Annotated in this window: 23 protein-coding genes; 11 read left to right on the top strand and 12 right to left on the bottom strand. The window is 34.9% G+C overall.

The features are described from left to right. The first annotated feature begins 18 nt into the window (after positions 1-18). Positions 19-540: a methyltransferase gene (locus ACJJVN_RS05295; RefSeq protein ID WP_405377375.1), complete on the top strand. Its 522-nt coding sequence runs from the start codon at positions 19-21 to the stop codon at positions 538-540. Here the strand turns inward: ACJJVN_RS05295 and ACJJVN_RS05290 are convergent. Next, positions 537-1,157, bottom strand: a complete 621-nt coding sequence (locus ACJJVN_RS05290; protein WP_405377374.1) for a T9SS type B sorting domain-containing protein — start codon at positions 1,155-1,157, stop codon at positions 537-539. The genes ACJJVN_RS05295 and ACJJVN_RS05290 overlap by 4 nt on opposite strands. Positions 1,158-1,263: 106 nt before the next feature. Further along, on the bottom strand, positions 1,264-3,228 hold the full coding sequence (locus ACJJVN_RS05285) for a hypothetical protein (RefSeq protein ID WP_405377373.1): 1,965 nt from the start codon (positions 3,226-3,228) through the stop codon (positions 1,264-1,266). Between the two features lie 58 nt (positions 3,229-3,286). Between ACJJVN_RS05285 and ACJJVN_RS05280 the strand changes: the two genes are divergently transcribed. Then, a complete protein-coding gene (locus ACJJVN_RS05280; protein ID WP_405377372.1) occupies positions 3,287-4,135 on the top strand; it encodes a glycosyltransferase in 849 nt (282 codons plus the stop codon). On the opposite strand, the gene ACJJVN_RS05275 is transcribed toward ACJJVN_RS05280, so the two are convergent. Both ACJJVN_RS05275 and pafA read right to left on the bottom strand, forming a co-directional pair. Continuing rightward, positions 4,132-4,623: a DUF6646 family protein gene (locus tag ACJJVN_RS05275; RefSeq protein WP_104515390.1), complete on the bottom strand. Its 492-nt coding sequence runs from the start codon at positions 4,621-4,623 to the stop codon at positions 4,132-4,134. The two genes, ACJJVN_RS05280 and ACJJVN_RS05275, sit on opposite strands and share 4 nt — an antisense overlap. A 56-nt stretch (positions 4,624-4,679) precedes the next feature. Then, positions 4,680-6,362 carry an alkaline phosphatase PafA gene (pafA, locus tag ACJJVN_RS05270; protein ID WP_405377371.1) on the bottom strand — a complete coding sequence of 561 codons (1,683 nt, stop codon included), beginning with the start codon at positions 6,360-6,362 and terminating at the stop codon, positions 4,680-4,682. Positions 6,363-6,458: 96 nt separating this feature from the next. On the opposite strand from pafA, the gene ACJJVN_RS05265 reads away from it, so the two are divergent. The 4 genes from ACJJVN_RS05265 to ACJJVN_RS05250 all read left to right on the top strand — a co-directional run bounded on the left by ACJJVN_RS05265 (position 6,459) and on the right by ACJJVN_RS05250 (position 8,981). Continuing rightward, positions 6,459-7,196 carry an ABC transporter permease gene (locus tag ACJJVN_RS05265; RefSeq protein ID WP_104515605.1) on the top strand — a complete coding sequence of 246 codons (738 nt, stop codon included), beginning with the start codon at positions 6,459-6,461 and terminating at the stop codon, positions 7,194-7,196. Then, entirely contained in the window at positions 7,196-7,960 is a 765-nt protein-coding gene (locus ACJJVN_RS05260; RefSeq protein ID WP_405369453.1) for an ABC transporter ATP-binding protein, read from the top strand. Before ACJJVN_RS05265 ends, ACJJVN_RS05260 begins: the two co-directional genes overlap by 1 nt. Before the next feature lie 113 nt (positions 7,961-8,073). Continuing rightward, positions 8,074-8,790 (top strand): HNH endonuclease, encoded by a 717-nt coding sequence (locus ACJJVN_RS05255; protein ID WP_405377370.1) that lies wholly within the window; start codon positions 8,074-8,076, stop codon positions 8,788-8,790. Beyond that, positions 8,787-8,981, top strand: coding sequence for a hypothetical protein (locus ACJJVN_RS05250; protein WP_405377369.1), 195 nt, complete (start codon positions 8,787-8,789; stop codon positions 8,979-8,981). The genes ACJJVN_RS05255 and ACJJVN_RS05250 overlap by 4 nt, the downstream gene beginning before the upstream one ends. Before the next feature lie 72 nt (positions 8,982-9,053). Here ACJJVN_RS05250 and ACJJVN_RS05245 read toward each other — a convergent pair whose 3' ends face one another. The 3 genes from ACJJVN_RS05245 to ACJJVN_RS05235 are packed head-to-tail and all read right to left on the bottom strand — an operon-like array spanning position 9,054 to position 12,174. Continuing rightward, on the bottom strand, positions 9,054-10,499 hold the full coding sequence (locus ACJJVN_RS05245) for a DUF389 domain-containing protein (RefSeq protein WP_405377368.1): 1,446 nt from the start codon (positions 10,497-10,499) through the stop codon (positions 9,054-9,056). After that, a complete protein-coding gene (locus ACJJVN_RS05240) occupies positions 10,499-11,578 on the bottom strand; it encodes a mannose-1-phosphate guanylyltransferase (RefSeq protein ID WP_405377367.1) in 1,080 nt (359 codons plus the stop codon). The genes ACJJVN_RS05245 and ACJJVN_RS05240 overlap by 1 nt, the downstream gene beginning before the upstream one ends. Further along, positions 11,575-12,174 (bottom strand): SprT-like domain-containing protein, encoded by a 600-nt coding sequence (locus ACJJVN_RS05235; protein ID WP_104515396.1) that lies wholly within the window; start codon positions 12,172-12,174, stop codon positions 11,575-11,577. The genes ACJJVN_RS05240 and ACJJVN_RS05235 overlap by 4 nt, the downstream gene beginning before the upstream one ends. 188 nt (positions 12,175-12,362) lie before the next feature. Here ACJJVN_RS05235 and ACJJVN_RS05230 point away from each other — a divergent pair, with 188 nt between their 5' ends. The 5 genes from ACJJVN_RS05230 (at position 12,363) to miaA (ending at position 20,261) form a co-directional block, all read left to right on the top strand. After that, the gene (locus ACJJVN_RS05230; RefSeq protein ID WP_104515397.1) at positions 12,363-13,052 is read left to right on the top strand and encodes a TIGR00730 family Rossman fold protein; all 690 of its coding nucleotides are present in this window, start codon (positions 12,363-12,365) and stop codon (positions 13,050-13,052) included. Between the two features lie 127 nt (positions 13,053-13,179). Continuing rightward, positions 13,180-16,005, top strand: coding sequence for an aminopeptidase (locus ACJJVN_RS05225; protein ID WP_405377366.1), 2,826 nt, complete (start codon positions 13,180-13,182; stop codon positions 16,003-16,005). 55 nt (positions 16,006-16,060) lie between these two features. Then, entirely contained in the window at positions 16,061-18,475 is a 2,415-nt protein-coding gene (locus ACJJVN_RS05220; protein WP_405377365.1) for a thiamine pyrophosphate-dependent enzyme, read from the top strand. Positions 18,476-18,478: 3 nt separating this feature from the next. After that, positions 18,479-19,345, top strand: a complete 867-nt coding sequence (locus ACJJVN_RS05215) for an ion transporter (protein WP_405369458.1) — start codon at positions 18,479-18,481, stop codon at positions 19,343-19,345. Beyond that, the gene (gene miaA, locus ACJJVN_RS05210) at positions 19,338-20,261 is read left to right on the top strand and encodes a tRNA (adenosine(37)-N6)-dimethylallyltransferase MiaA (protein ID WP_104515400.1); all 924 of its coding nucleotides are present in this window, start codon (positions 19,338-19,340) and stop codon (positions 20,259-20,261) included. Before ACJJVN_RS05215 ends, miaA begins: the two co-directional genes overlap by 8 nt. On the opposite strand, the gene ACJJVN_RS05205 is transcribed toward miaA, so the two are convergent. The 5 genes from ACJJVN_RS05205 to ACJJVN_RS05185 all read right to left on the bottom strand — a co-directional run bounded on the left by ACJJVN_RS05205 (position 20,258) and on the right by ACJJVN_RS05185 (position 25,159). Beyond that, complete coding sequence (locus ACJJVN_RS05205) at positions 20,258-20,974, bottom strand: response regulator transcription factor (protein ID WP_104515401.1); 717 nt, start codon at positions 20,972-20,974, stop codon at positions 20,258-20,260. The two genes, miaA and ACJJVN_RS05205, sit on opposite strands and share 4 nt — an antisense overlap. A gap of 16 nt (positions 20,975-20,990) precedes the next feature. Continuing rightward, on the bottom strand, positions 20,991-22,514 hold the full coding sequence (locus ACJJVN_RS05200; RefSeq protein WP_405369460.1) for a sensor histidine kinase: 1,524 nt from the start codon (positions 22,512-22,514) through the stop codon (positions 20,991-20,993). 113 nt (positions 22,515-22,627) lie between these two features. Further along, complete coding sequence (gene coaE / locus ACJJVN_RS05195; protein ID WP_405377364.1) at positions 22,628-23,224, bottom strand: dephospho-CoA kinase; 597 nt, start codon at positions 23,222-23,224, stop codon at positions 22,628-22,630. Then, positions 23,225-24,151, bottom strand: a complete 927-nt coding sequence (locus tag ACJJVN_RS05190) for a hypothetical protein (protein ID WP_405377363.1) — start codon at positions 24,149-24,151, stop codon at positions 23,225-23,227. A 6-nt stretch (positions 24,152-24,157) separates the two neighbouring features. Further along, positions 24,158-25,159, bottom strand: a complete 1,002-nt coding sequence (locus ACJJVN_RS05185) for a glycosyltransferase (RefSeq protein ID WP_405377362.1) — start codon at positions 25,157-25,159, stop codon at positions 24,158-24,160. Between the last annotated feature and the right edge of the window lies 1 nt (position 25,160).

Raw genomic sequence — 25,160 nt, 5'->3', positions numbered from 1 at the left:
AACTTAAATTAAGCACCATTGTACGAGAACAGTTTCCCTCATAAAAGATTTGGATTAACCCTAGAATTTCTAGAAAAACACATCCCTAAAACAGATACCATTCTAGATTTAGGTGTTGAAAATCCGTTTTCTGTGATTATGAAAAATGCTGGTTATAAAGTACAAAACACTACTGGACTAGACCTAGATGACGACGTTAGTGAAATTGAGAATTTTAATGGAGATGTCGTTACTGCGTTTGAAATATTTGAACATCTAGTTTCTCCTTATACCTCGCTCAAGGCTATTCCATGTAACAGATGTGTAATCAGTATTCCCTTAAGGTTATGGTTTTCTACAGCTTACCGTAATAAAAATGATATTAGAGACCAACATTACCATGAATTTGAACCTTGGCAATTAGATTACGTTCTAGAAAAAGCGGGCTGGAAAATTGTCGATAGTGTCAAATTTACCAATCCAGTAAAAAAGTTAGGGATACGTCCTATTCTTAGAAAATTTACGAATCGTTATTATCTAGTATATTGCGAGAAAATCTAGCGTTTGAGAGTAAAATGTCCATTTAACCGGATCGATAAATCACTTTCTATATATTCAATTAAATACCAGTAGTCTGATGAAGGCATTGGATTGTTGTTATAGTTTCCATCCCAACCAGATCTGATATCCATGGTCTTCAACAATTTCCCATACCTATCAAAAATATAAATTACTCCAGTACAGCTTCCTTGATTCTCGAAATCTAGTTTCCATGTATCGTGATAACTATCTGAATTCGGAGTAAAGTAGCTAGGGATTTCAAAACAAGCTAGAGTAGAATTACAATTCAATACTACTGTTCTACTTTCTACACAATTTAGGTAACTAACTAGTAACTCATATTCACCAGTGCTCAAACCAGATAATAGTATCTCACCTGTCGCTGACGCTGTAAATATCAATGGACCAGTGACTGTTCCTCCTTGATCATAGCTTACTTCGTAAGCGGTATTAGCAGTTAAACTAGATATAAGAATCTCTCCGTCTGCAACTCCACAAGAACTTGGATCTGTAAAAGCATAAGCAACTGTAAAAGTAGGGTCTGTTAAGGTAATGACCGCTGGCATATCTACACAACCACCTTCAGATACAGTAAGCTGGTAATTTCCAACATCCAAACCTGACAATAGTATCTCACCAGTTGCTGACGCTGTAAATATCAATGGACCAGTGACTGCTCCTCCTTGATCATAGCTTACTTCGTAAGCGGTATTAGCAGTTAAACTAGATATAAGAATCTCTCCGTCTGCAACTCCACAAGAACTTGGATCTGTAAAAGCATAAGCAACTGTAAAAGTAGGGTCTTTCGTAAGCGGTATTAGCAGTTAAACTAGATATAAGAATCTCTCCGTCTGCAACTCCACAAGAACTTGGATCTGTAAAAGCATAAGCAACTGTAAAAGTAGGGTCTGTTAAGGTAATGACCGCTGGCGTATCTACACAACCACCTTCAGATACAGTAAGCTGGTAATTTCCAGCATCCAAACCTGACAATAGTATCTCACCAGTTGCTGACGTTGTTAATGTTAACGGACCAGTGATTGTTCCTCCTTGATCGTAGCTTACCTCATAAGCGGTATTAGCAGTTAAACTAGATATAAGAATCTCTCCATCTGCTACTCCACAAGAACTTGGATCTGTAAAAGCATAAGCAACTGTAAAAGTAGGGGCTGTTAAGGTGATGACCGCTGGCGTATCTATACAACCACCTTCAGATACAGTAAGCTGGTAATTTCCAGCATCCAAACCTGACAATAGTATCTCACCTGTCGTTGACGTTGTTAATGTTAACGGACCAGTGATTGTTCCTCCTTGATCGTAGCTTACCTCATAAGCGGTATTAGCAGTTAAACTAGATATAAGAATCTCTCCATCTGCTACTCCACAAGAACTTGGATCTGTAGAAGCCGTATTCAAAGCGATATCACAACCTAAATTGATGATATAAACCGCTCCTGTCAAATTCCCTCCCGTATCGTCTTTAAAAGCGCTGGACATTAATTTCAAAGAAGAATTCTGGTAATTTATAAATGAGTTAGAAAAGCCAAATGAATCATCATTAGATAGATCGTTTGGAAATGAATTGGAATTATTATGATATTTCTTATAATCTGAAACGTAACCAGCGGTATCTAAGGAGAGGATATAGAAAGCACCAGTAGCTATATTATTAAAATCAGTTTTGCTACTTGCACCTATCATTACTTCAACAGTGTTATTAGCGTCAACATCTCCTATTAAGTCAATAGACCTTCCAAAAAAGGAAGAGGTATTCAAATTCTCATTAAATCCTGATACATTTTGAGCAATTTTAGTATAGCTTCCTACGGTACCATTAGAATTTAAAAAAGCTATATATACAGTACCTTTATTAGCTCCAGATGTATTATCCCTATAAGCACCTATCGCAAGATCTATATTACCATCTCCATTAAGGTCACCTATATTTGCCACAGCCCCACCAAAAGCATCTCCATCTGATAAAATATTTGGAAAACCACCTAGACCATTTGATATCCTATAATGACTCACTACATCAAATAAAGCATTTAAAGATAATATGTATACAGATCCTACTTCCACACCAGACACCTGATCTCTTCTTGCCCCTACGGCAAGCTCTATCAAACCATCTCCATTTATATCACCCAAAAACTCTATATCGCTACTAAAAACATTCCATGTTGTTAGATTGCCAGTAAACCCACCGCTTGTCTCACTAATTTTCTTTCTAGAAAAAACAGTCCCATCTGAATTTAATGAAAGTATATAAAACGCTCCATGCCTGAAACCTGTCTCACTATTATATTCAGAACCTACTGCCAATTCTATTTTTCCATCATTATTTAAATCTCCTAAGAAGGAAAGCGAGGAACCAAAAATATCACTCGCGCTTAGAGACTGATTAAACGTACCTGAGGACTCACTTATCTTTTGAATGGATATCACATCATCGTTAGCATCTAAAAAATGAATATAAACGGCACCTTTATTCGTACCTCCATCATCATCAAAGATGGCACCAACAGCAATATCGTCAATTCCATCACCGTTAAGGTCTCCTATTGACTCCACGGCATATCCAAAATAATCTGAGGACTGTAATGCGGATTGTAATACAGGGGTGGTTTTAGATATTTTCTTAACATTAGATACTTGAAATTGCTGTGCGCTCATTTCAAATGACATAAAAAGTAATATTATAATGTAGTTAATGCTACTTTTGTTTTTAAATAATTTAATCAATTTGAAAATTTTAATAATTGTTCCTGTGTTAAATGAGTACTTGCATTTAAGTAATTTTATTAATTCAATTAATCATCAAACTTATACGTCATTTGAATTAATAGCCGTGGATGATGGATCAATTGATAACTCACAAAAAGCACTAAAAGAGTGGTCCTCAAAAAGAAATATTCATTGTATTCTAGAAAAGGAGCCATCTATTTCCACGCCAGGAGCTAAAGTTATTAAAACTTTTTATAGAGGTCTAATTTCGTATCACAAAAAATTTGATATTATCTGTAAATTTGACGCAGACCTTATCCTTCCCTGTAATTATTTAGAACGCATAGTCACTGAATTTAAAAGCAAAAAAGAAATAGGAATGGTTTCTGGTCATTTATACATCAAGAAAAAAGACACTTGGATTTTTGAAAATATAAGTGATAAAAAGTCCAGTCGAGGCCCTATAAAAGCTTACAGAACAGAATGCTTTAAACAAATAGGTGGATTAAAAGCAAGTATAGGATGGGACACGATAGATGAGATGCTGGCCCGTTTTCACGGTTGGGAAGTTGTTACCATTCCAGAACTGCATGTAAAGCACCTAAAACCTACAGGAGCCGCTTATAATTCTAGGTCAAAATACCTACAAGGAGAGGCTTTTTATAAAATGCGATATGGGAGGATACTTACCTTTATTACCGCTGCAAAAATGGCGTGGAATAAAAAGCAATTCCAACTTATCGCCGATTATTTAAAAGGCTACCATCTGGCACAAAAAAAGAACCTTGCTCCACTGGTAACAGAAGAGCAAGGTCGTTTTATAAGAAATTACCGCTGGAACGGTATAAAATCTAAATTAGGTTTCTAGAAATTAAAAGCTAGACCTACACTTACATTAAACTGATTATACAATTCTTCTTGTACTGTTAGATCTCCAGATTTATATTGTGCTAGTGGAAAAGCAGCCTCTGTATAAACACCAAAACCGTCTGTAAAGAAATATCTAGCACCTACGTGACCACCAAAGTTTTTTGTACTGAAAGCAAGACCTGGATAAAAATCAAACATAGGATCTATGTTGATAACGTTACCTATGTTTGCGTTAAAACGTAATTTTATAGTCGCTCTTTCATCAAAGTCTGCATCTATATCATCATCTAGACCTAGTGCATAGTTGACACCTAGACCCATAGAAAAATTCTCTGCAAGACCATAATCATAAGTCCCTTGAATACCAGTAGCACCTGACTGAAAGTCCGCACCTATTTGTACTTTTTGATCTCCTTTACCTGCAAATATTTGAGCATTTACAGTTACACCAGCTATAAGAGCTGCGATAAGTAATATTTTTTTCATGTTGTTAAGTTTTAATTTTGCGGTTGCAAATATAAGATTATCAAGTTAAAAGAAACTTATTGTTTTAACACATCGCTTATAGGGTTACCAGTAGCTCCATTAGGAAATCCTATTTTTAAAAGACTCGATATAGTAGGTGCGATATCTATAATTTCTGTACGCATACTACTAGAACCCTTATTGATTCCATTACCATAAAATAATAATGGTACGTGTGTATCATAACTTTGAGAACTACCGTGTGTAGAACCAGTTTTAGAGTAAGAAATAACAGCAGGTTCTAGAACATAAATCACATCACCACTACGCTTGTGATGAAAACCATTTTGAATCAACTTTCCTGTGCCATCTTGCATAGTACCAGATACTAACGCATTTCTAGTAAATACCTTATCAATGTGTTTATAATCTACTATAGTCATTGCTATAAAGTTCTCTAGATCGATAGGATTGATATTATTTTTAATCAGGTTTGCTTTATCAAAGAATATCTGGTCGTTAGAAATGTTAGAAATCAAATCGTTTACACCATACTTAGATTGTATCGCTGTATTGAGATTATCTTTAAAGTCAGATCTATTAAAGTAACCTGCGTTTATTCTTCTAGTTTGAAGATAGGCAGGGTTGTTAATCGCACCATGATCTGCAGTAAGGAAAATGGTATAATTACCTTTACCTACTTCTTGATCTAGAGCTATAAAAAGACGCTTTAAATCTTTATCCAGTCTTAAATAAGTATCTTCTACCTCTACAGAATTAACTCCATATTGATGTCCTATATAATCGGTACTAGAAAAACTAACCGCTAGAAAATCAGTAACCTCATCCTTACCCATATTTTCTGCTTTTATAGCTTCTATGGCAAAATCTGCTACTATGCTATTACCATAAGGAGTTGCTTTTATAAGGCTGTAATTATCATTTTTCTCTCTCAGGCTATTTAAGTCATAAGGAAATACAGCGTTAGTCTTACCTCTAGGTGCTTTTTCAAATTTGTTAAGATCAGTACCGCTAGCCGTATAAGTTTCTATTGGGTAAAGCGTGTTCCATGTTTTAAGATAATCGTCTGCTTTTCTAGAGGCATTAAAATCTGCCGCCCATTTAGGCAGTTGTTCTAGATAAAATGTACTAGAAATAAAACTTCCTTTATCACCACCTTCAAACCAGTAAGCAGCATCTGCCGCGTGTCCTGCTGGTAAAATAGCACCTCTATCTTTTATAGAAATCCCTATCACCTTTGCTTTACCTTGAGTGTGCAATTCTAGTTGATCTGTCACTGTAGTCGTTAACATTCTGCGTGGTGACATTTTACCGTCGTCACTTAAAGAACCTACACCACTCACCTGGTCGTCACTTGCGTTATAAATCACTTTACCTTCAAATTTATCGTACCAGTTATTTCCTATAATTCCATGATTCATAGGTGAAGTACCTGTATAAATAGACGCATGTCCAGGCGCTGTATACGTAGGTACATAATTGTAATGATTGTTAGTAAGATTAAAACCATCATTCATCAATCTCTTAAATCCACCGTCAGAATAACGGTTATAAAATCTAGATAAATAATCATACCTCATTTGATCGACAACGATACCTACTACCAGTTTAGGTGCATTTTGAGAAGCATCCATTTCTGTTATAGAAGATGTAGAAGGTTGTTGGTCTCGCTTTCGCGAAAGCGTGCTACAAGAAGTCAAAAAGACAAAAAGAAGTATCAGAGAAAGTAAATTCTTCATGGAAAAATATTTTTCACAAAAGTAAACTATGAAAAAATGAACAAGTTTAATAAAGCATTAAATTATGTAGGATTATTTTTATCTATTTTTACCACGATGAGATTTTTAAGACACATAGGACGTTATATGATCATGTTGTACGGCGTTTTTAAACGACCGACTAAAGCAATAGTTCTTAAGGAGTTGATCCTTAAAGAAATAGACGACCTTATTATAGGTTCTCTAGGTATAACAGCATTTATATCTTTGTTTATGGGTGCCGTTGTAGCGCTACAGACGGCGCTTAATCTAGATAATCCATTGATTCCTAAATCATTGATAGGTTTTGCTACCAAGCAGTCTATAATTCTAGAATTTGCCCCTACATTTATATCGGTTATTATGGCTGGTAAAGTAGGTTCTTATGTTACCTCTAGTATAGGTTCTATGCGTGTTACTGAGCAAATAGATGCTCTAGAAGTAATGGGTATCAATCCTTTAAATTATTTGATTTTCCCTAAAATTATCGCCCTACTTTTCTACCCATTCTTGATTGCTATTATCATGTTCGTAGGAATAGCTGGTGGTTATCTAGCGGCTGTTTATGGTGGCCTTTCTAGTTCTGAAGATTTTATAGTAGGATTACAAGATAGTTTTATCCCTTGGCATGTTGCTTATGCTTTTATAAAAACAATGGTCTTTGGATTAATGCTTGCGACTATACCTAGTTACCATGGTTATTATATGGAAGGTGGAGCGCTAGAAGTAGGTAAAGCGAGTACGACCAGCTTTGTCTGGACTTGTGTCGCTATCATTATAGCAAATTATATTCTAACTCAATTACTTTTAAGCTAATGATACAGGTAAACGATTTGCGCAAGAGTTTTGGCGATGAAGAAATTCTAAAAGGAATTACTGCAACATTTGAAAAAGGAAAAACCAACATGATTATAGGTGCCAGTGGATCTGGTAAATCTGTTTTTCTTAAAAACATGTTGGGTCTTTTTGTTCCTGATAGTGGTGAGATTATTTATGACGGAGAGCCTCTTAATGAAATGGAAATAGATCGCAAGAGTAACTTGCGTAAAGAAATGGGAATGCTTTTCCAGCACAGTGCTTTATTCGACTCCTTAACTGTAGAAGAGAACGTTATGTTCCCTTTACGTATGTTTACAAAAATGCGTTTAAAAGAACGACAAGAAAACGCAAACGAGATATTAGAACGTGTAAATCTAGTAGGTCTTAATAAAAAAATGCCTAGTGAGATATCTGGTGGACAGCAAAAACGTGTGGCATTAGCAAGAGCGGTAGTAAACAATCCAAGATTTTTATTTTGTGATGAGCCCAATTCTGGACTCGACCCTAAAACGGCAACGGTAATCGATAACTTAATTCAAGAAATCACACACGAGCGCGATATCACGACAGTAATCATATCGCACGATATGAATTCTGTAATGGAAATAGGTGAAACCATAGTCTTCTTAAAAGATGGTAAACTGGCCTGGAAAGGCACCAACCAAGAGATCTTTAAAACCGATAATGAAACCGTAACCGACTTTGTATATAGTTCTAACCTGTTTAAGAAGGTTCGTATTGCGCAGAATAAGGGGTTGTAAGGAGGATTTACTATAATGACTCAATCACAAATTTTTATTCATTCTTATAATTATTTTTCATGAAGAAAGGACAAAAACTTTGGACTCGATAAGAATTGATTTTAGCGATCAATTTGTATTGTAAAATCCCTTTTGGAAAAATCCATAATTCTAATCCTAGAGTCATCCATCTAGCTAATCTAATAGGAAGAACACCTAGCTCTATCGCTTTTAAACTAGTTAATTTTGCAAGTCTAGATCCTAGTCTCAAGGCTCGAGGTATAAAAGGAGCTTCAAATGCTAGTAAACTAGATAAGGTAATTTGGAACGAGTTTTATGAAAATTGGGAAGAACTACCTTTTGAAAGTGAAAAGTTACTTTCAAAATTTGAGAACAAATCAATAGAATTACTTAATAATATTGATATTAATGACCTTCCAGAGGGAAAAACTAAATTACAAGTTGTCAAAACGAGAGTCAATCAAACATTTTTTAGAAGTTCTATTTTAGCCTCATATAACAACACCTGTTGTATAACTGGAATAAAACAAAGTGAACTATTAATTGCTGGACATATAAAGCCCTGGAGTGAGGATACTAAAAACAGATTAAACCCAAGAAACGGAATAGCTATAAATGCATTACACGACAAGGCATTTGAATCAGGGTTAATTACTATAACACCTAATTACAGAATTAAAATATCTAACAAACTATTAATTCAAAAAAACTCAATCCCTCTTGAGGAGCATTTCTTCCAGTATCAAAACAAAGAAATTCTCTTACCATCAAAATTCCTTCCAGATGTTGAGTTTTTAAAATATCATAATGAAAATAGGTTCCAATCATGATTCAAAGCGATGATATAATATATGCTATTTATAAAAACAGAACTCATCTGGGAAATGAGAAGGCTAAAAATAAAGATGAAGCTATTCAAAAATATTTAATAGCAGCATCTTACAAAGATGCCATACATGACAAAGATTTTGTATCTCTTTACACCGCTAAAACAGCAGAAGAAGGAATTCATTATCTTTAATTAAAAATAAAAAAGCTCCCAAAAATCAAAATTGATTTTTGGGAGCTTTTTTTTACTTCTATCAACTACCTACTACTTCGCTGTTTTTTCAATTACAGGAAAAGACTCGTTGACTTTAATTTTATTGGGCTTCATGCGGTAAGAAAGCCAGTTTGCCATGTTTTTTCTCATGGTCTGCGTATCGTTTCCAGTAAGTGTAGAGTCTTTATAACTTACCGTAAACACGTCTGTGGTGTCATAGGTTTGCGTTAATAGATCTTTCTTTATTTCGTGCGCATGTGCGATACTAGATAACTGCGGATAGATCAATGCTGCCTCTTCACTTATCATCTCTATTTTTTGAGTTTTACTATTTAAAATATTCAACTCATTTTGTAAAGCGATAATGCGCTGGTCTTTATTTTGTAATTGCTTTATATCGTTGATACGCTCTTCTTGCAGTTTTTCAAAATTCTCATTTCCAGAATTTAAAATCGTACGGGTACCTTGATAAATTTCTATTTTACTTTCTTCAAAACCGTCTATTTTGGCAAATCTTGCTTTCCAGTCATTGATTAACGACTCTGGCACTTCTTTACCTAAAAGAGTCACATCTAGTTGTTTCTTTTCTTGATCCCATTCTGGTGTTGCTCTAGTACCTTCATAGATCATATTTTCTTGAACAAATTTCTTTGAATCAATGATGAATTTTTGCTTTTCATACAATTGTATAAAAAACCAAATAGAAGGAGCCAAAACTATAAAACCTACTAATGCAGCTATACGAGACGTACGTTTTCTTTTTGCCTCATTTGCATATTTCACCATAGGAAACTGCAATAATTTACAGACTAAATAAGTAGTAAGTGCTATAAACACAGCGTTGATACAAAATAAGTACATCGCCCCACCAAAGAATCCCCATTCTCCATTTGCTATACCAAAACCTGCCGTACACAGCGGCGGCATTAAGGCTGTAGCAATAGCTACACCTGCAATGGCATTAGAAATAGTTCCTTTTTTAGCTTTGGCAACTATAAGCGCTAGACCACCAAATATAGCGACCAATACATCTAGAATGTTAGGCGCAGTTCTCGCCAGTATCTCACTTTCTGCCTCTTTAATAGGAGAGATAAAAAAGTACAAGGTCGCTGTAAGAAGAGACAGTACTACCATTACACCTAGGTTTGTTAGAGAACGACGCAACATTTTACTGTCATTAATAGCCGTACCTAATCCCATACCCACTATAGGACCCATAAGTGGTGAGATAAGCATGGCACCTATTACTACCGCAGTAGAATTTGCATTAAGACCTATAGATGCCACCATGATAGAAAATATCAAAATCCAAGCATTGTGTCCTTGAAAAGAGATATCCTTTCTTACAGAGTCTATGGTTTCATGACGGTCAGAGTCCTCACGTATATCTAGAAGATTGTGTAAAAACTCCATTATATTCTCCCATATACCAGATATCTTTTGCTGATTATCCTCGAGAACATTCTCCTCTACTTTATTAATATTCTGTTCTTCCATTAACCTATATTCTTACCATATTTTTCCATGGCTTTATTGCGTATTTCTTTGATCTCCTGCTCTGCAGTCATAGGAATAATCATCAATACATCGTCTTGATCTACTACTATATAATTTTCTAGTCCTTGAACGATTACCTTTTTACCAGCTGCCGTTCTTATCATATTTTTACTAGAATCTATCTCTGTAACAGACGCATTTACTACAGCGCTGTCCTTTTCATTTTTATCTAGCTTTTCATAAAGCGAACCCCATGTCCCTAGATCATTCCAGGAGAATCGTGCAGGTAATACATAGACATCTTCACTTTTTTCCATGATCGCATAATCAACAGAAATGTTATCGGCTTTTGGATAATTTTCTTCCAGCCATTCTGTTTCCTCGTTAGTATTAAAAACAGACAATCCATTTTTAAATAAAGAGGTTAATTGTGGTTGCGCTTTCGCGAAAGCGGAAACAACACTATCTACATTCCAGATAAAAATCCCTGCATTCCATAAAAAATTACCTGCAGCGATAAATTCTTGAGCCGTTTTAAGATCAGGTTTTTCTCTAAATTGAGACACCTTTTTCACCTCACTTGCCTCCTTATTAAATTCAATATATCCATAACCAGTATTAGGAAATGTAGGCTGAATACCTAAGGTCATTAACGCATCTGGATGTTCTTTACAGAAATCAAATGCCGTATTAAGGTCTTCGTTAAAAATATCTTCTTCGGCAATGTAATGATCGCTAGGTGCGACTATCATACTCGCCTGCGGATTCATTTTCTGAATCTTTAAAGCAGCCAGTAAAATACATGGAGCGGTATTGCGCATAGCAGGCTCTGCAACTATGTTGTCAAAGTTCATGTCGGGCAATTGCTCTTTTACAAGATCTACATAGGCCTCGTTTGTTAATACTAATATGTGTTGTGCTGGGATTTGATGCTTTAATCGATCAAAGGTCATCTGTAAGAGTGACTTACCCATTCCTAACATATCGTGAAATTGTTTAGGAAAAGATTGCTTACTTACTGGCCAGAATCGAGAACCAACACCGCCAGCCATAATTACTGCGTAGTTGTTGTTATTCATAATGTCTTTAATACTTCTACTTGCGCGTTAGGTTGGAAAAGATACACTTTTCCACTGCTTATTTCTACACAACGATAGCGTTTACGCAATTTACTTCCTTTTTGGAATTTTCTACCGCTAGGTCCTAAAAAGATAGTCCCTTCTTGTATTTCAAAGATATAGCTTTTATCACTTTGTGGGTCGTATGATTTTAGGGCGACACTCATCATTGCATCTGTATCGCTACTCGCTTTAGGATTTTTAAAATGTCGCGCTAGTACAGGCAGTAAGTCTTTGGGAAAAATGTCTGGCCTTAAAAAGGGCAACATGAGTTTTTGAAAGGTATGTTTCCACTCTACTCCATGGGGTTTTATCTGTCTACCATATTTTTGAAACGCCACTAGGTGTGCTATTTCATGTACGAGAGTAATTAAAAACCGGTATTTATTAAGATTTGCATTTATAGTTATCGCATGAGAACCGTCAGGGTTTTTGCGATAATCTCCATGTCTGGTCTTGCGCTCATTCACAATTTTAAGATGCACCTCATTTTGCTCCAGTAATGCAGTTAATGGGGCTGCGGCAAGCTTAGGAAGATACTTTTCTAAAACTGACATTTTAAAAGATACTATTCTTGAACTGCGATATTAAAAATAATTAGAAGGAAATCATCGATTTTACACCATTAATAATTGCTAAAATTTACAGTAAACTGATTATTTATAAAAGCATAGTCGTTATGTTTGTAAGTCTGTCTACGAAGTTATAGATTTAGAAAATTACATTAAATATTTAAAGTACAACAATGAGAAAAGAAACAAGAGAAAAAGGTTGGAATGATTTAAAGACTAACGATAGCTGGGCAACCTTTAAAATATTATCTGAATTTGTAATGGGATTTGAACGCATGAGTCGTATCGGGCCATGTGTGTCTATTTTCGGTAGTGCTAGATTAAAACCGGATAATGAATACTATCAACTAGCGACAGAGATTGCTGGTAAAATAGTAGATAATGGTTATGGAGTTATTACAGGTGGTGGACCTGGTATTATGGAGGCTGGTAATAAAGGTGCTCACCTAGCTGGTGGTACATCTGTAGGTCTTAATATCGCATTGCCATTTGAGCAACATGATAACCCTTATATTGATCATGACAAGAGTCTTGATTTTGATTATTTCTTTGCTCGTAAAGTAATGTTTGTAAAATACTCTCAAGGTTTTGTTGTGATGCCAGGTGGTTTTGGTACCCTAGATGAGTTGTTTGAAGCAATTACATTAATTCAAACTAATAAAATAGGTAAATTCCCTATCATACTGGTAGGTACAGATTTCTGGAGTGGTTTACTAGACTGGATCAAATCTACTCTTGATAAAAAGTTCTTTACCATATCTCCACAAGATATTGATTTACTACATGTAGTAGATACTAGTGACGAGGCTATCGAAATTATCAATGAGTTCTATTCTAAATACAGCTTGAGTCCTAATTTCTAGGGTTATTGCAATTTAAAGTTCAAGTCTTTGTTATATAAACAGGAAACTCCTGTGATATTTTATAACTAGACTTGAACTTCATTTTAAATTATTTTTTATTCTACCAAAAGCAAATCTTATACAGATTATGACTAAAAAGCTAGTTCTTATTTTGCTTTTGTTTACTTGTGTCCTACACGCACAGCACAAAACAAATATTATCGCACATCTTGATAGCGATAAAGACTTGCTGTCCATAAATCAAGATCTAGAGATTCATAATGATAGCGATGTAGCATGGGATTACATTGTACTTCTAGACTGGGCAAATGCATTTTCTTCTACACAAACACCACTTGCAACACGCTTTGCCGAGGATTTTAAAAACAAATTTCAGTTTGCAAATGATGAAGAGCGTGGTAGAACAACTATTACCACAGACTCTAATTTTGATCAACACTATCGCATCGAGCGACTAGAAGGTCAACAAGATATTATAAAACTTTATTTTAACGAACCATTGCTACCAGGCGCTACTCGTAACATAGATTTAAATTATACCGTTAAAATCCCTGAAGACGATTTTACCGGATATGGAAAAAACTCTAAAGGAGAATACTCTCTAAAACACTGGTACCTGCACCCTGCACCGTTTAAAAATGGAGCTTGGGATTATTACTCTCATAAAGATCTAGATGATTTCTATGGCGCACCCATGGATTTTTCGATCTCTCTACACATACCTGCAACACATCGAGCGATAAGTAATATTACCACTGTACAAGAGGCGTTACCAGAAACGCGTCATAGTTATTTATTTACGGCAAACCATAATCGTGGTGTTATTCTTCATTTGCTCAACGACATCGATATTTTTAAAACCTACAGTGTACCAGGCATCAACATCATCACAGACATAGATGACAGAGATGTGCCTCTAGAAATGAAAGTGATTTTTAACGATAGAATCGCTAGCTTTCTTCAGACTAGACTAGGTGCTTATCCAGAAAAAGATGTCTTTGTATCCGACCGTTATTATCGAGAGAATCCAGTTTATGGATTGAGTTCGCTACCTAGTTTTATAAATCCCTTTCCTGCTGGATTTACTTATGAAATTAAAATGCTCAAAACACTAACTCGCAAATGGGTAGACACTGGCATACACGTAAACCCAAGAGACGAAGCCTGGATACAACAATCTATCATGGTGTATTTAATGATGCAATACCAGCAACTTTATTATCCAGATCTTAAAATAAGTGGTAAACTTAGTAATGTATGGGGTTTAAGAGGTTTTAATGTCACGCAACTCAAATTCAGCGAGAGTTATCCACTACTCTATCTTAACAGCGCAAGACGTAATATGGATGAGGCTGTTAATACTCCTGCAGACCAGCTGGTAAAGTACAACCAGCAATTAGGAATACCTTTTAAAGCTGCCATAGGACTAAATTTCTTAAACGATTACCTAGAAGATAGCAGTCTAGAACAATCTATAAGAGATTATTACACCGCAAATCATAACGCTTACACAGACGTTTCTGATCTTAGAAAAATAGTGCAACAAGACGCTTCTAAAGATGTTAACTGGTTTTTTGACGACTATATCACGACCCATAAACAACTGGACTGGACCATAAGAAACGTTCATAAAACAAAAGATTCCGTTTCATTCAGAATCAAGAATAAATCGCAACTTAACATTCCTGTTCCTGTCTATTTACTAGATAACGACAGCATTATAGATAAGAGATGGATAGAAGGTGTGAGAGGTGATAGTGTGATCTCGCTTTCGCGAAAGCGTGCCAACAGAATAGCCATAAACTATGAAAAGCTCATAACCGAGTTTAATCAACGAGATAATTACAAGACATTAAAGGGCTTCCCTTCATTGAACCGCCCGTTAGAATTCCGTTTATTTAAAGATGTGGAAGATCCAGAACGTTCTCAAATATTTTTAATGCCAGATATAGAGTTTAATATCTATGACGGTCTTACTCTAGGAACACGATTTTACAATGGAAACTTATTACCGAAACCATTGCGCTACAGCATAAAACCAGGGTACGGAACAAATTCTAATAAGATTGTGGGATCTGTTAGTTTGAGCTATTCACATCCTGTTCAAAATCGAGAAGAAAGACTGTATCAAGTGAGGTATGGAGTGAGTGCAAATACATTTTCTTATGCTGATGATTTATTGTACAGACGTGCGAGCGGTTTTTTACAATTTAGTTATCGTCCAAAAGATTTACGTAGTAATAAAAGACAATCCTTAAACTTTAGAAATATTTATGTAGATCGTGATCGTGACCCATCGAGTCCAGTAGACGAACCAGATTATAATGTATTCAGCATGAATTTTTCTCATTCTGATAATAATTTGAAACGTGTCTTTAATTATAACATAGGGACCGAGGTCTCTAGTAAATTTACTAAAGCTACTTACAGAATGCGATGGCGCAAGTTGTTTAAAAATAACAGACAGCTAGATTTTAGAGTTTTTGTTGGTGCTTTTCTATCCAATAATTCGCAATCTAACGGCGATTTTTTCTCCTTTGCACTAGATAGACCTACAGATTATTTATTTGATTACAACTACTACGGTAGATCTGAAGATAGCGGTTTATTCTCTCAACAATTAATCGTGGCCGAAGGTGGTTTTAAATCTCAATTAGAACCAGCATTTGCAAATCAATGGATTACCACCGTAAATGGATCGTACAGTTTATGGAATTACATTCATGCTTATGGAGATGTAGGTTTTGTAAAAAATAGAGATCGTGATGCAAAATTTGTCTACGATTCTGGAATACGTTTAAATTTATTGCAAGATTATTTTGAGCTGTATTTCCCTGTTTACAGTAATAATGGCTGGGAAATGGGACAAGATAATTACGACCAAAAAATACGTTTTATAGTCACTCTAGACATTAACACTTTTGTAAAACTTTTTACCAGAAGGTGGTATTAGCTTTGTATTGTAACTCGCAGGTTAAAATTGTACCTTTGCGGTAATGGAAAAAACGATGCAAAACTCAGTTAACGGACAACAACAACTAGCTAGAGAAGACTTTAAAGAAGAACTACTTAGTGATTATAAAGTAGCGGTAACCAGTAGAGAATGTAGTCTCTTAGGTCGCCGAGAAGTTCTTACAGGTAAGGCTAAGTTTGGAATATTTGGTGATGGTAAGGAATTACCACAGCTAGCATGGGCAAGATCTTTTGAAAATGGAGATTTCAGAAGTGGTTATTATCGTGATCAAACATTTATGATGGCGATAGGAGAACTTACTATCGAGCAATTTTTTGCAGGCCTTTATGCAAATACCGATATTAATGATGAGCCTATGAGTGCCGGCCGTCAGATGGGTGGCCATTTTGCAACGCACAGTTTAAATGAAGATGGAAGCTGGAAAAGACTGATAGACCAGAAAAATTCTAGTGCAGACATCTCTCCTACAGCTGGACAAATGCCTAGATTATTAGGTCTAGCACAAGCATCTAAAGTTTATAGAAATAATGACCTTATTGCTGCAGACAACGGTTTTTCTAATAAAGGAAACGAGGTTGCTTGGGGTACAATAGGAAATGCAAGTACGAGTGAAGGCCATTTCTGGGAGACTTTTAATGCTGCAGGAGTTCTTCAAGTACCTATGGTAATAAGTGTATGGGATGACGATTACGGAATCTCTGTACATGCAAAACACCAAACAACTAAAGAGAGTATAAGTAAAATACAAGCTGGTTTTCAAAGAGATGAAAAACATGATGGTTTTGAAATCATGGTGGTTAAAGGTTGGGATTATGTCGCTCTAGTAGAGACTTATGAAAAAGCTAGCAAAATTTCAAGAGAACAACACGTACCTGTGTTAATACACGTGGACGAACTTACACAGCCACAAGGTCACAGTACCAGTGGATCTCATGAACGTTATAAAGATGAAGACCGTCTTAAATGGGAACGTGAGTATGACTGTAATGTTCAATTTAGAAAATGGTTGATCGATAATGATTTTGCGACAGAAGAAGAACTTTCTGAACTAGAAAAATCCATTAAAAAACAAGTAAGAGAAGGTAAGAAAGCTGCATGGAATGCTTACTTAAACCCTATTACTAGCGAGCGTGATGAGGCTGTAACCCTTATTAATGCTGTAGCAGATATTTCTTCAAATGGTGTTTTTATTAAACCACTAGCTGAAAAGCTTAAAGGAGAAAAAGAACCATACCGCAAGGATACATTTGAAGCGGTAAGAAAAACGTTAAGGTATACTCTTCAAGAAAAACATGATGCTATAACAGCATTGAACAACTGGCTTACAGAAAATAAGGAAAGAGTACAAGAAAAATACAGCAGCAATTTATATAGTGAGTCTGTAGAAAGCGCTGTTCAAGTAGAAGCTGTCGCCCCCATTTATGATGAGACTAGTGAAGATGTAGATGCACGACTTATCATGCGTGATAACTTTGACGCTTTATTTGCAACGCATCCAGAAATCATGGTTTTCGGTGAAGATGCAGGTCGCATAGGTGATGTGAACCAAGGTCTAGAAGGAATGCAAGAAAAGTATGGCGAGTTAAGAGTTGCTGATACCGGAATAAGAGAAGCAACTATACTAGGTCAAGGTATAGGACTAGCTATGCGTGGACTAAGACCTATCGCAGAGATTCAGTACCTAGATTACCTACTTTACTGTTTACAATTAATGAGTGATGACCTAGCTACCGTACAATATCGTACAGCAGGTAAGCAAAAATCTCCAGTAATTATAAGAACTAGAGGTCATAGACTAGAAGGTATATGGCATAGTGGTTCTCAAATGGGTGGTATTATTAATCTAGTGCGCGGTATACATGTTCTCGTACCTAGAAACATGACCCAAGCGGCAGGTTTTTATAATACACTTATGGCAAGCGATGAGCCTGCACTAGTTGTAGAATGTCTTAACGGTTACCGATTAAAAGAAAAATTACCGGTTAATCTTGGAGAGTTTAGAACACCTATAGGTAAAGTAGAAACTCTAAGAGAAGGAAAAGACATTACTCTAATATCCTACGGTTCTACTTTGAGAATAGTAGATGAAGCAGCAACAGAGTTAGAAAGAGCTGGTATAGATGTAGAGATTATCGATGCGCAATCACTTTTACCGTTTGATTTAAATCATGAAATTCTAGAAAGCGTAAAGAAAACTAATAGATTATTAGTTATCGATGAAGATGTACCTGGCGGAGCTAGTTCTTACATATTACAACAAATAGTAGATGTACAAAATGCATGGCCATACCTAGATAGCAAGCCACAATGTATTGCTGCAAAACCACACAGACCAGCTTATGGTACTGATGGAGATTACTTCTCAAAACCTAGTGTAGACGATGTTTTTGACAAAGTTTATGACATCATGAATGAAGTAAACCCTACTAAATTCCCTAAGCATAGTTAATCTATGGCGATAAACGATAGACATATTTCTAGTAAATGGCGTCGTAAGATTCATGAAGTCATTTATGAAGCAGACACACCTGCCGGTAAGTTTTTTGACATCATACTACTCGTAGTCATTATAATTAGCCTTATACTGGTTATGGTGGAAAGTGTCCCTGCCTACGGAACAAAATATGCTGATGAATTTATCATTGCTGAGTGGATTATTACCATATTCTTTACTATAGAATATATATTAAGGGTTATTTCTATAAATAAACCGACTAAGTATATTTTTAGTTTTTATGGTATGATAGATTTACTATCCACCATACCGCTATATTTAACCTTTTTCTTCGGTGGACTTAACGCTTTACTAGCCGTAAGATCTTTAAGGCTACTTAGAGTATTTAGAATATTAAAAGTTACTAGATATATAGGTGAAGCCGACAAGCTGAGTAAAGCCATACGATCTAGCGGTCCTAAAATTGCCGTTTTTCTTTTTGCTGTGCTTGTGGTTTCCATCATTATGGGGACACTCATGTATCTAGTAGAAGGTCCAGAAAGTGGCTTTGTGAGTATCCCTGTATCCATCTACTGGTGCATAGTTACGTTAACGACGGTAGGTTTTGGCGATATAGCACCTGTGACACCTTTAGGCCAGTTTCTTGCTACTCTAATTATGATTATGGGTTATGGAATTATAGCTGTCCCTACAGGAATAGTAAGTGCCGAATATTCTCAAAGTAATAAGGAAAATAACGCCGCACCACAAAATGATCCAGAATACCGACATGTAAACACTCAAAATTGTCAGAATTGTCACTCTCAAAAACATCAAGACGGTGCTGCCTTCTGTCATCAATGTGGATATTCTTTAGATGAATAACAAGACCCTTTTATGTATAGTAGGCCCTACTGGTATAGGTAAGACTGCTTTAAGTATCGCTTTCGCGAAAGCGTACAACACATCCATCATCTCGTCCGACTCTAGACAATTTTACAAAGAGATGACTATAGGAACTGCTGTACCAGAACCAGAAGAACTAGCAGCTGCAACGCACTACTTTATACAAGACAGAAGCATTCTTGTAGATTACTCTGTAGGAGATTTTGAAAGAGATGTTGTAGATATTTTACCGACTCTTTTTGAGAAAAATGATGTCGTTATTATGGTAGGTGGAAGTGCTCTTTATGAAAAAGCAGTTACTCATGGATTGGATCAATTTCCTGATGTTTCCATAGAGATTCAAGATTCCTTGAGAGAAGAATTTGAAAATAAAGGAATAGCTTGGTTACAAAACAAATTGCAACAAATTGATCCAGAATATTACAACACGGTAGATATTCACAATGCTCATAGATTGTTAAGAGCTGTAGGAATTTATCGTGCTAGTGGTGAAAAAATGAGTGATTTAAGATCTGGAACTGCTCAACAACGAGATTTTAAGGTTGTTAAAATAGGTTTAGAGGCCAGTCGTGAAGATCTTTATGATCGCATAAATCGTCGAGTAGACATTATGTTAGAAAAAGGACTTGAAGAAGAAGCTCGTAAACTTCTAACCCACCAAGAACTTAATGCTCTACAAACTGTAGGTTATAAAGAATTTTTTGGATTCTTTAATAACGAGTATAGTTATGACGAAGCGGTGCGATTAATAAAGCGCAATACTCGTAGGTTTGCAAAACGCCAGTTAACCTGGTATCGCAAAGACACCTCTGTAAAATGGTTTCACTATGAAACTCGCCATACAGATATTGTACAGCGAGTTAGTGATTTACTTATGGGGGATAATCTTAATTAATAATCTACTTGATCTTTAACTAATAAACGGAAACCTTCTCCGTGAATGTTAACGATCTCTACATTATCATCTTCTTTAAGATACTTACGTAATTTTGCGATATACACATCCATAGATCTAGATGTGAAGTAGTTATCATCTCTCCATATTTTAGTTAATGCTAGTTCTCTAGGCATTAAATCATTAAGGTGAAGAGCAAGTAAACGTAGTAATTCATTCTCTTTAGGAGATAATTTTACTGGTTCCTTTTCACCTACAGATAAGAATCTCAATTTAGAATTCAAATGAAAACTACCTATTTGAAATTCAAATTCTTTTGAATCTGCAAGACTATCCTGACCTTTACGTTGCATGATAGCTCTTATTTTCATAAGTAGCACCTCACTGTCAAATGGTTTATTTAGGTAATCATCTGCACCTACTTTATAACCTCTTAACACATCTTCTTTCATCGCTTTTGCAGTTAAGAAAATGATAGGCACTTCTTCATTTTTTTCTCTAATCTCCTTTGCAAGTGTAAATCCGTCTTTATAAGGCATCATTACATCAAGAATACAAAGGTCATAATTGTCTTTTTTGAATTTCTCAAATCCTTCCATACCGTTTTTAGCATGTGTTACATCAAAGTCATTCATTAAAAGGTAATCCTTTAATACAGTTCCAAAATTTGGATCATCTTCTACAAGAAGTATTTTTTTGTTCTCAGTTTCCATAAGTAATTAATTTAAATTATGTTATTATCGGCAAGTGAATACTAAATGTACTACCCTTACCTTTTGTACTTTCTACATGGATTTCTCCATTGCAGTCGTCTAGAATTCTTTTTGAATAAGCTAGACCTAGACCATGCCCTTTTACATTGTGAATGTCTCCAGTATGTTCTCTAAAGAACTTTTGAAACACTTTACGCTGTGCTTGCTTACTCATTCCTATACCTTGATCTCTAACTTTGATCACAAGTTTATCTTTTACATTTTCAGTGAACACATCTATAACTGGGCTACCCTCTGTATATTTTATAGCATTCTCTAAAACGTTTACTATCACATTAGTAATATGACTCTCATTAACTAAGACCTCTGTTCTCAAAGCTCCAAAATGAGTTTTTACCACTCCACCTCTTTCTTCTAGTATCAATTGAATATGAGAGATACTATCTATCATGATATCATCCATATCATGACGTTCTTTTTCTATATTTAAATCGTCTTTCTCAAGTTTAGAAATACGCAATACATTCTCTACCTGACTGTGCATACGTTTATTTTCTTCACGTATCATTCTATGGTAGTTTGCCACTTTTTCTGGATCTGATGATATTTTAGGATGCTTTAAAGAATCTAAAGCTAAGTTTATAGTAGCTATAGGTGTCTTAAACTCATGCGTCATGTTATTTATAAAGTCTGTTTTTATTTGAGAGATTTGTCTTTGCTTAAAAATTTGCTTTATAGCATTAGAATAAGCTACGACAATTACAGTAGTAAATATAAGGGATAACAAAGCCATTCCTGTTATGGAAGAAAGAATGTAAATCTTTCTATCAGGCATACTTATGTACAACTCATAAGGCTCTGTGTCTAAATTACCGTTCTTGTAAATAGAATAAGCCCATGTACCACTAGGTATAAAATCAAAGTCATCTGATTGTATACGTGTAGCAAATCCATCTTGATAGATAGCAAACTCAAATTCAGTCTCTATAGATCGATTAACTAACTCTTCCTTAATTATAGCCTGTAACTCTTCTTTACCTATACGTTGAGAAATAGGCAGTAAACTGTTATAATTACTTATAATCTCAGCATCTAGTTCTTTTTTGTATTTATCTAATTGAGATAACTCTTTGAAGGTTTTCCTTTTCTTTACAGAATCAGAACCTTTGACTAAAGAACTCTTTTTATTAAGTAACTTATTAAATGTAAGGCTATCTAAGTCTAGATCTAATAACTGAGGATTCAGTTTATAGTTTTCATTAATTAAACTATTACTATAGGCTGACGTTTCATCAAGATTTTGATTACGTTGTATAAGCATTAACTCACTTATAGTTCTAGAATCTGGTTGTACTCCCAGACTATCTCTAATATGATCTAGAACATTGTAAACTTTTTCTACCTCGCGATTATCTAATTCTGAAGATACAGATACTAGCGTCTGACTAACCGCAAATGAAAATTGATCTTCCTTATCATTAACACTATTGATGATCCAGTATATCTGGACCACAACAATACCTGCTAGGGATAAGCTCATCAAAGCTATTAAAGAATATAAAACTCGTTTCTGCACAGTGCAAATTTAACATATAGCTAAAGTGTTAAAAACTCTTTAACCATATATTAACTTTGTGAAATTAATAATAGTCTCTAATTTTTTAACAAAACATCGTGAATACTTCTCACAAAACCGCCTAATTCTTGAAGATCTTCATTTATGATAACAAAATCACTCAACATTATTCTTTGAGAATCAGACCATTGTTTACTCATTCTCAATCTTACCTCTTCTTCTGTAACTTTGTCGCGGGCCATAACCCTTCTATATCTTTCTTTTAAAGATGCAGTTACTAAAATAATTTGGTCACAAATTTCATTTCCTTTAGTCTCAAATAAAATTGCTGCTTCATAAATTACATAAGGCGCATTTTGTTCTTTTATCCAGTTATCAAAATACTGTCTCACAGCAGGATGAAGAATCTTATTCAAAGAACTCAATAATTCTTGATCACTAAATACCTTTGAGGCTATAAACTTTTTATTAGGCACTAATTTGCCCGCATTATCCCCTATATAAGATTGCTCACCTAATAAAGTTTTAACAGCATCTATTACAGTTTCATCAGTAGATAATAGCTTCTTAGAGATATTATCTGCAATAAAAAGAGGAATGTTTAGTTTTTCAAATTCCTTTGCTACTGTAGTCTTACCACTACCTATACCTCCTGTTAACCCTATTATTTTCATTTACTTAATAGTTAGAACTTGAATTTGTTTAGGCAATATACGAGAAGAAACCATATTAGAATTAATTAATCTTACTTCTGGTATTATTGCCGTATTGAGATCATTAACCTTATTATAATCAACTATAACCCTAACATCACTATTATCTATTTTATCAAACTGAGCTATTGGTGTAGAATAAACGACAGTCACTTTTTCTGGTATAAGCTTCACCTCTACATTACTAGGCGCATTAATTAATTGCACATAAGATTCTATACTGCCTTCTGTCATTTGAGTGGCGGCAATAGTAAGAGAAATATTAGGATTCTCAAATCTCAAGTCTGGATATTTTTCATTAAGATTTATATTAATAGAAGTTATAGAATCACTTACAATTATCGGTTTACCAGTAACCCTTATCTCTTTAAGTTCAGCTACGGCAGTATCATTTCCTGTTACTGTCACACTGTCCAGTGTAAAAGCAGGTTCTTTCAAAGGAACAAAATTTGAACTATACTCAATTTTAAATTCATTAACGAGAGGTACCCTTTTAGAGTCAAATCGTTTAACATCGATAGAAACCTCTTGATCTTCTACATTAAGAATCTCATAAGAAATCTCCTTAGAGCGTTTCATGTTTTTTAGACTCTTAGATGGATTAAAAAACAATGAATCATTTCTACTATATGTATTTTTCTTAAAGTCTAGATTTAACCTATTACCAAAAGTTTTTTCCCATATAAGAGTAAAACCACTTGCACTTATCTCAACAGGAATTTTTAATTGATTTACGGTAGAATTAACAACAACGTCTTCTGGTACGTTAATAAAGTTAACATTAAACTCAATTTCTTCCTTATAAACATCTTTATACTTTGAGATAAACCACAAACTAGCCACTACAATTACAACTAATGGAAAACCGACATATTTTTTATACCTCATTCTAATCTATTTAAAAAAAAGTTTTGGGAATGCTTTTTTCTCATCTTGACCTAAAAGTTTAATTTTTAACCAAGAATGTAAAAAACCTGTTCCATAACCCAATAACTGAATCATAGCTGCTACAATAGCACCTAGACCTACTTTTAATCCATTTTTGATACCTGCATGTATAAAAATAGCGAGTACATATATGAGGTACAACAATATAGGGAACCCATATCCTAATGTACTTAGAATTAAAGAAACTATAAAAAACAGGCTAAATAAGGTAGGGAACCAATATGTTATTTTTCGAGTCTCTGGATGCCATTTATTTAATACCACCCTGACTTTACCAAATTTATTGACTTGCTTGTAAAACAATTTCCATGAGATGCGTCTTTCATGATAGACATAAGCATCTTTAATCAATACAGTTTTAAAACCCTTATTCCATAATCTAATACTTAAATCTGGGTCTTCACCTGGGTGGATTTTACCAAAACCTCCAGTAGCAATAAATGCCTTTTTACTTATTCCCATGTTAAAGCTGCGAGGCTGAAATTTACCTAACTGCTCACCTCCACCTCTTATACCTCCAGTAGTAAGAAAAGAGGTCATTGAATAATTAATAGATTTTTGTAAATCAGTAAATGTAGCATGTGCAGCATCAGGACCGCCAAAACAGTCTACATAATTTTGCCTTAAATACCGATCAACATTTTGTAAATAATCTTCTGGAAGTATGCAATCACTATCTAGAACTAAAAAATAATTGCCTATTGCATGATGCATACCATAATTTCTAGAATCACCTGGGCCAGAATTAGGTTTAAATAGATAGTTAATGTTTACGCTTTCGCGAAAGCGAGAACAAACAGACTCACTACTTAAAGTAGAGCCATCTTCTACAATAACAACCTCAAATTCATTGTCAAAATTTAAAACAGAAATACTATCGAGAAGTTTTTCAATCTCGTCAGGCCTGTTAAAAACAGGAATTATAATAGAGTAATTAATCACATTCACA

It is taken from the genome of Nonlabens sp. Asnod3-A02 (genome assembly GCF_045063755.1).
GTDB lineage: Bacteria > Bacteroidota > Bacteroidia > Flavobacteriales > Flavobacteriaceae > Nonlabens > Nonlabens xylanidelens.
The sequence above is the reverse complement of the archived record's forward strand: the minus strand, read 5'-3'. Positions and strand labels throughout refer to the sequence as shown.

Coding starts and splice junctions, on each gene's coding strand:
- ACJJVN_RS05285 (WP_405377373.1), bottom strand. CDS start 3,228: ATGTCATTTGAAATGAGCGCACAGCAATTTCAAGTATCTAATGTTAAG.
- ACJJVN_RS05275 (WP_104515390.1), bottom strand. CDS start 4,623: ATGAAAAAAATATTACTTATCGCAGCTCTTATAGCTGGTGTAACTGTA.
- pafA (WP_405377371.1), bottom strand. CDS start 6,362: ATGAAGAATTTACTTTCTCTGATACTTCTTTTTGTCTTTTTGACTTCT.
- ACJJVN_RS05265 (WP_104515605.1), top strand. CDS start 6,459: ATGAGATTTTTAAGACACATAGGACGTTATATGATCATGTTGTACGGC.
- ACJJVN_RS05260 (WP_405369453.1), top strand. CDS start 7,196: ATGATACAGGTAAACGATTTGCGCAAGAGTTTTGGCGATGAAGAAATT.
- ACJJVN_RS05250 (WP_405377369.1), top strand. CDS start 8,787: ATGATTCAAAGCGATGATATAATATATGCTATTTATAAAAACAGAACT.
- ACJJVN_RS05245 (WP_405377368.1), bottom strand. CDS start 10,499: ATGGAAGAACAGAATATTAATAAAGTAGAGGAGAATGTTCTCGAGGAT.
- ACJJVN_RS05240 (WP_405377367.1), bottom strand. CDS start 11,578: ATGAATAACAACAACTACGCAGTAATTATGGCTGGCGGTGTTGGTTCT.
- ACJJVN_RS05235 (WP_104515396.1), bottom strand. CDS start 12,174: ATGTCAGTTTTAGAAAAGTATCTTCCTAAGCTTGCCGCAGCCCCATTA.
- ACJJVN_RS05230 (WP_104515397.1), top strand. CDS start 12,363: ATGAGAAAAGAAACAAGAGAAAAAGGTTGGAATGATTTAAAGACTAAC.
- ACJJVN_RS05225 (WP_405377366.1), top strand. CDS start 13,180: ATGACTAAAAAGCTAGTTCTTATTTTGCTTTTGTTTACTTGTGTCCTA.
- ACJJVN_RS05220 (WP_405377365.1), top strand. CDS start 16,061: ATGCAAAACTCAGTTAACGGACAACAACAACTAGCTAGAGAAGACTTT.
- ACJJVN_RS05215 (WP_405369458.1), top strand. CDS start 18,479: ATGGCGATAAACGATAGACATATTTCTAGTAAATGGCGTCGTAAGATT.
- miaA (WP_104515400.1), top strand. CDS start 19,338: ATGAATAACAAGACCCTTTTATGTATAGTAGGCCCTACTGGTATAGGT.
- ACJJVN_RS05205 (WP_104515401.1), bottom strand. CDS start 20,974: ATGGAAACTGAGAACAAAAAAATACTTCTTGTAGAAGATGATCCAAAT.
- ACJJVN_RS05200 (WP_405369460.1), bottom strand. CDS start 22,514: ATGAGCTTATCCCTAGCAGGTATTGTTGTGGTCCAGATATACTGGATC.
- coaE (WP_405377364.1), bottom strand. CDS start 23,224: ATGAAAATAATAGGGTTAACAGGAGGTATAGGTAGTGGTAAGACTACA.
- ACJJVN_RS05190 (WP_405377363.1), bottom strand. CDS start 24,151: ATGAGGTATAAAAAATATGTCGGTTTTCCATTAGTTGTAATTGTAGTG.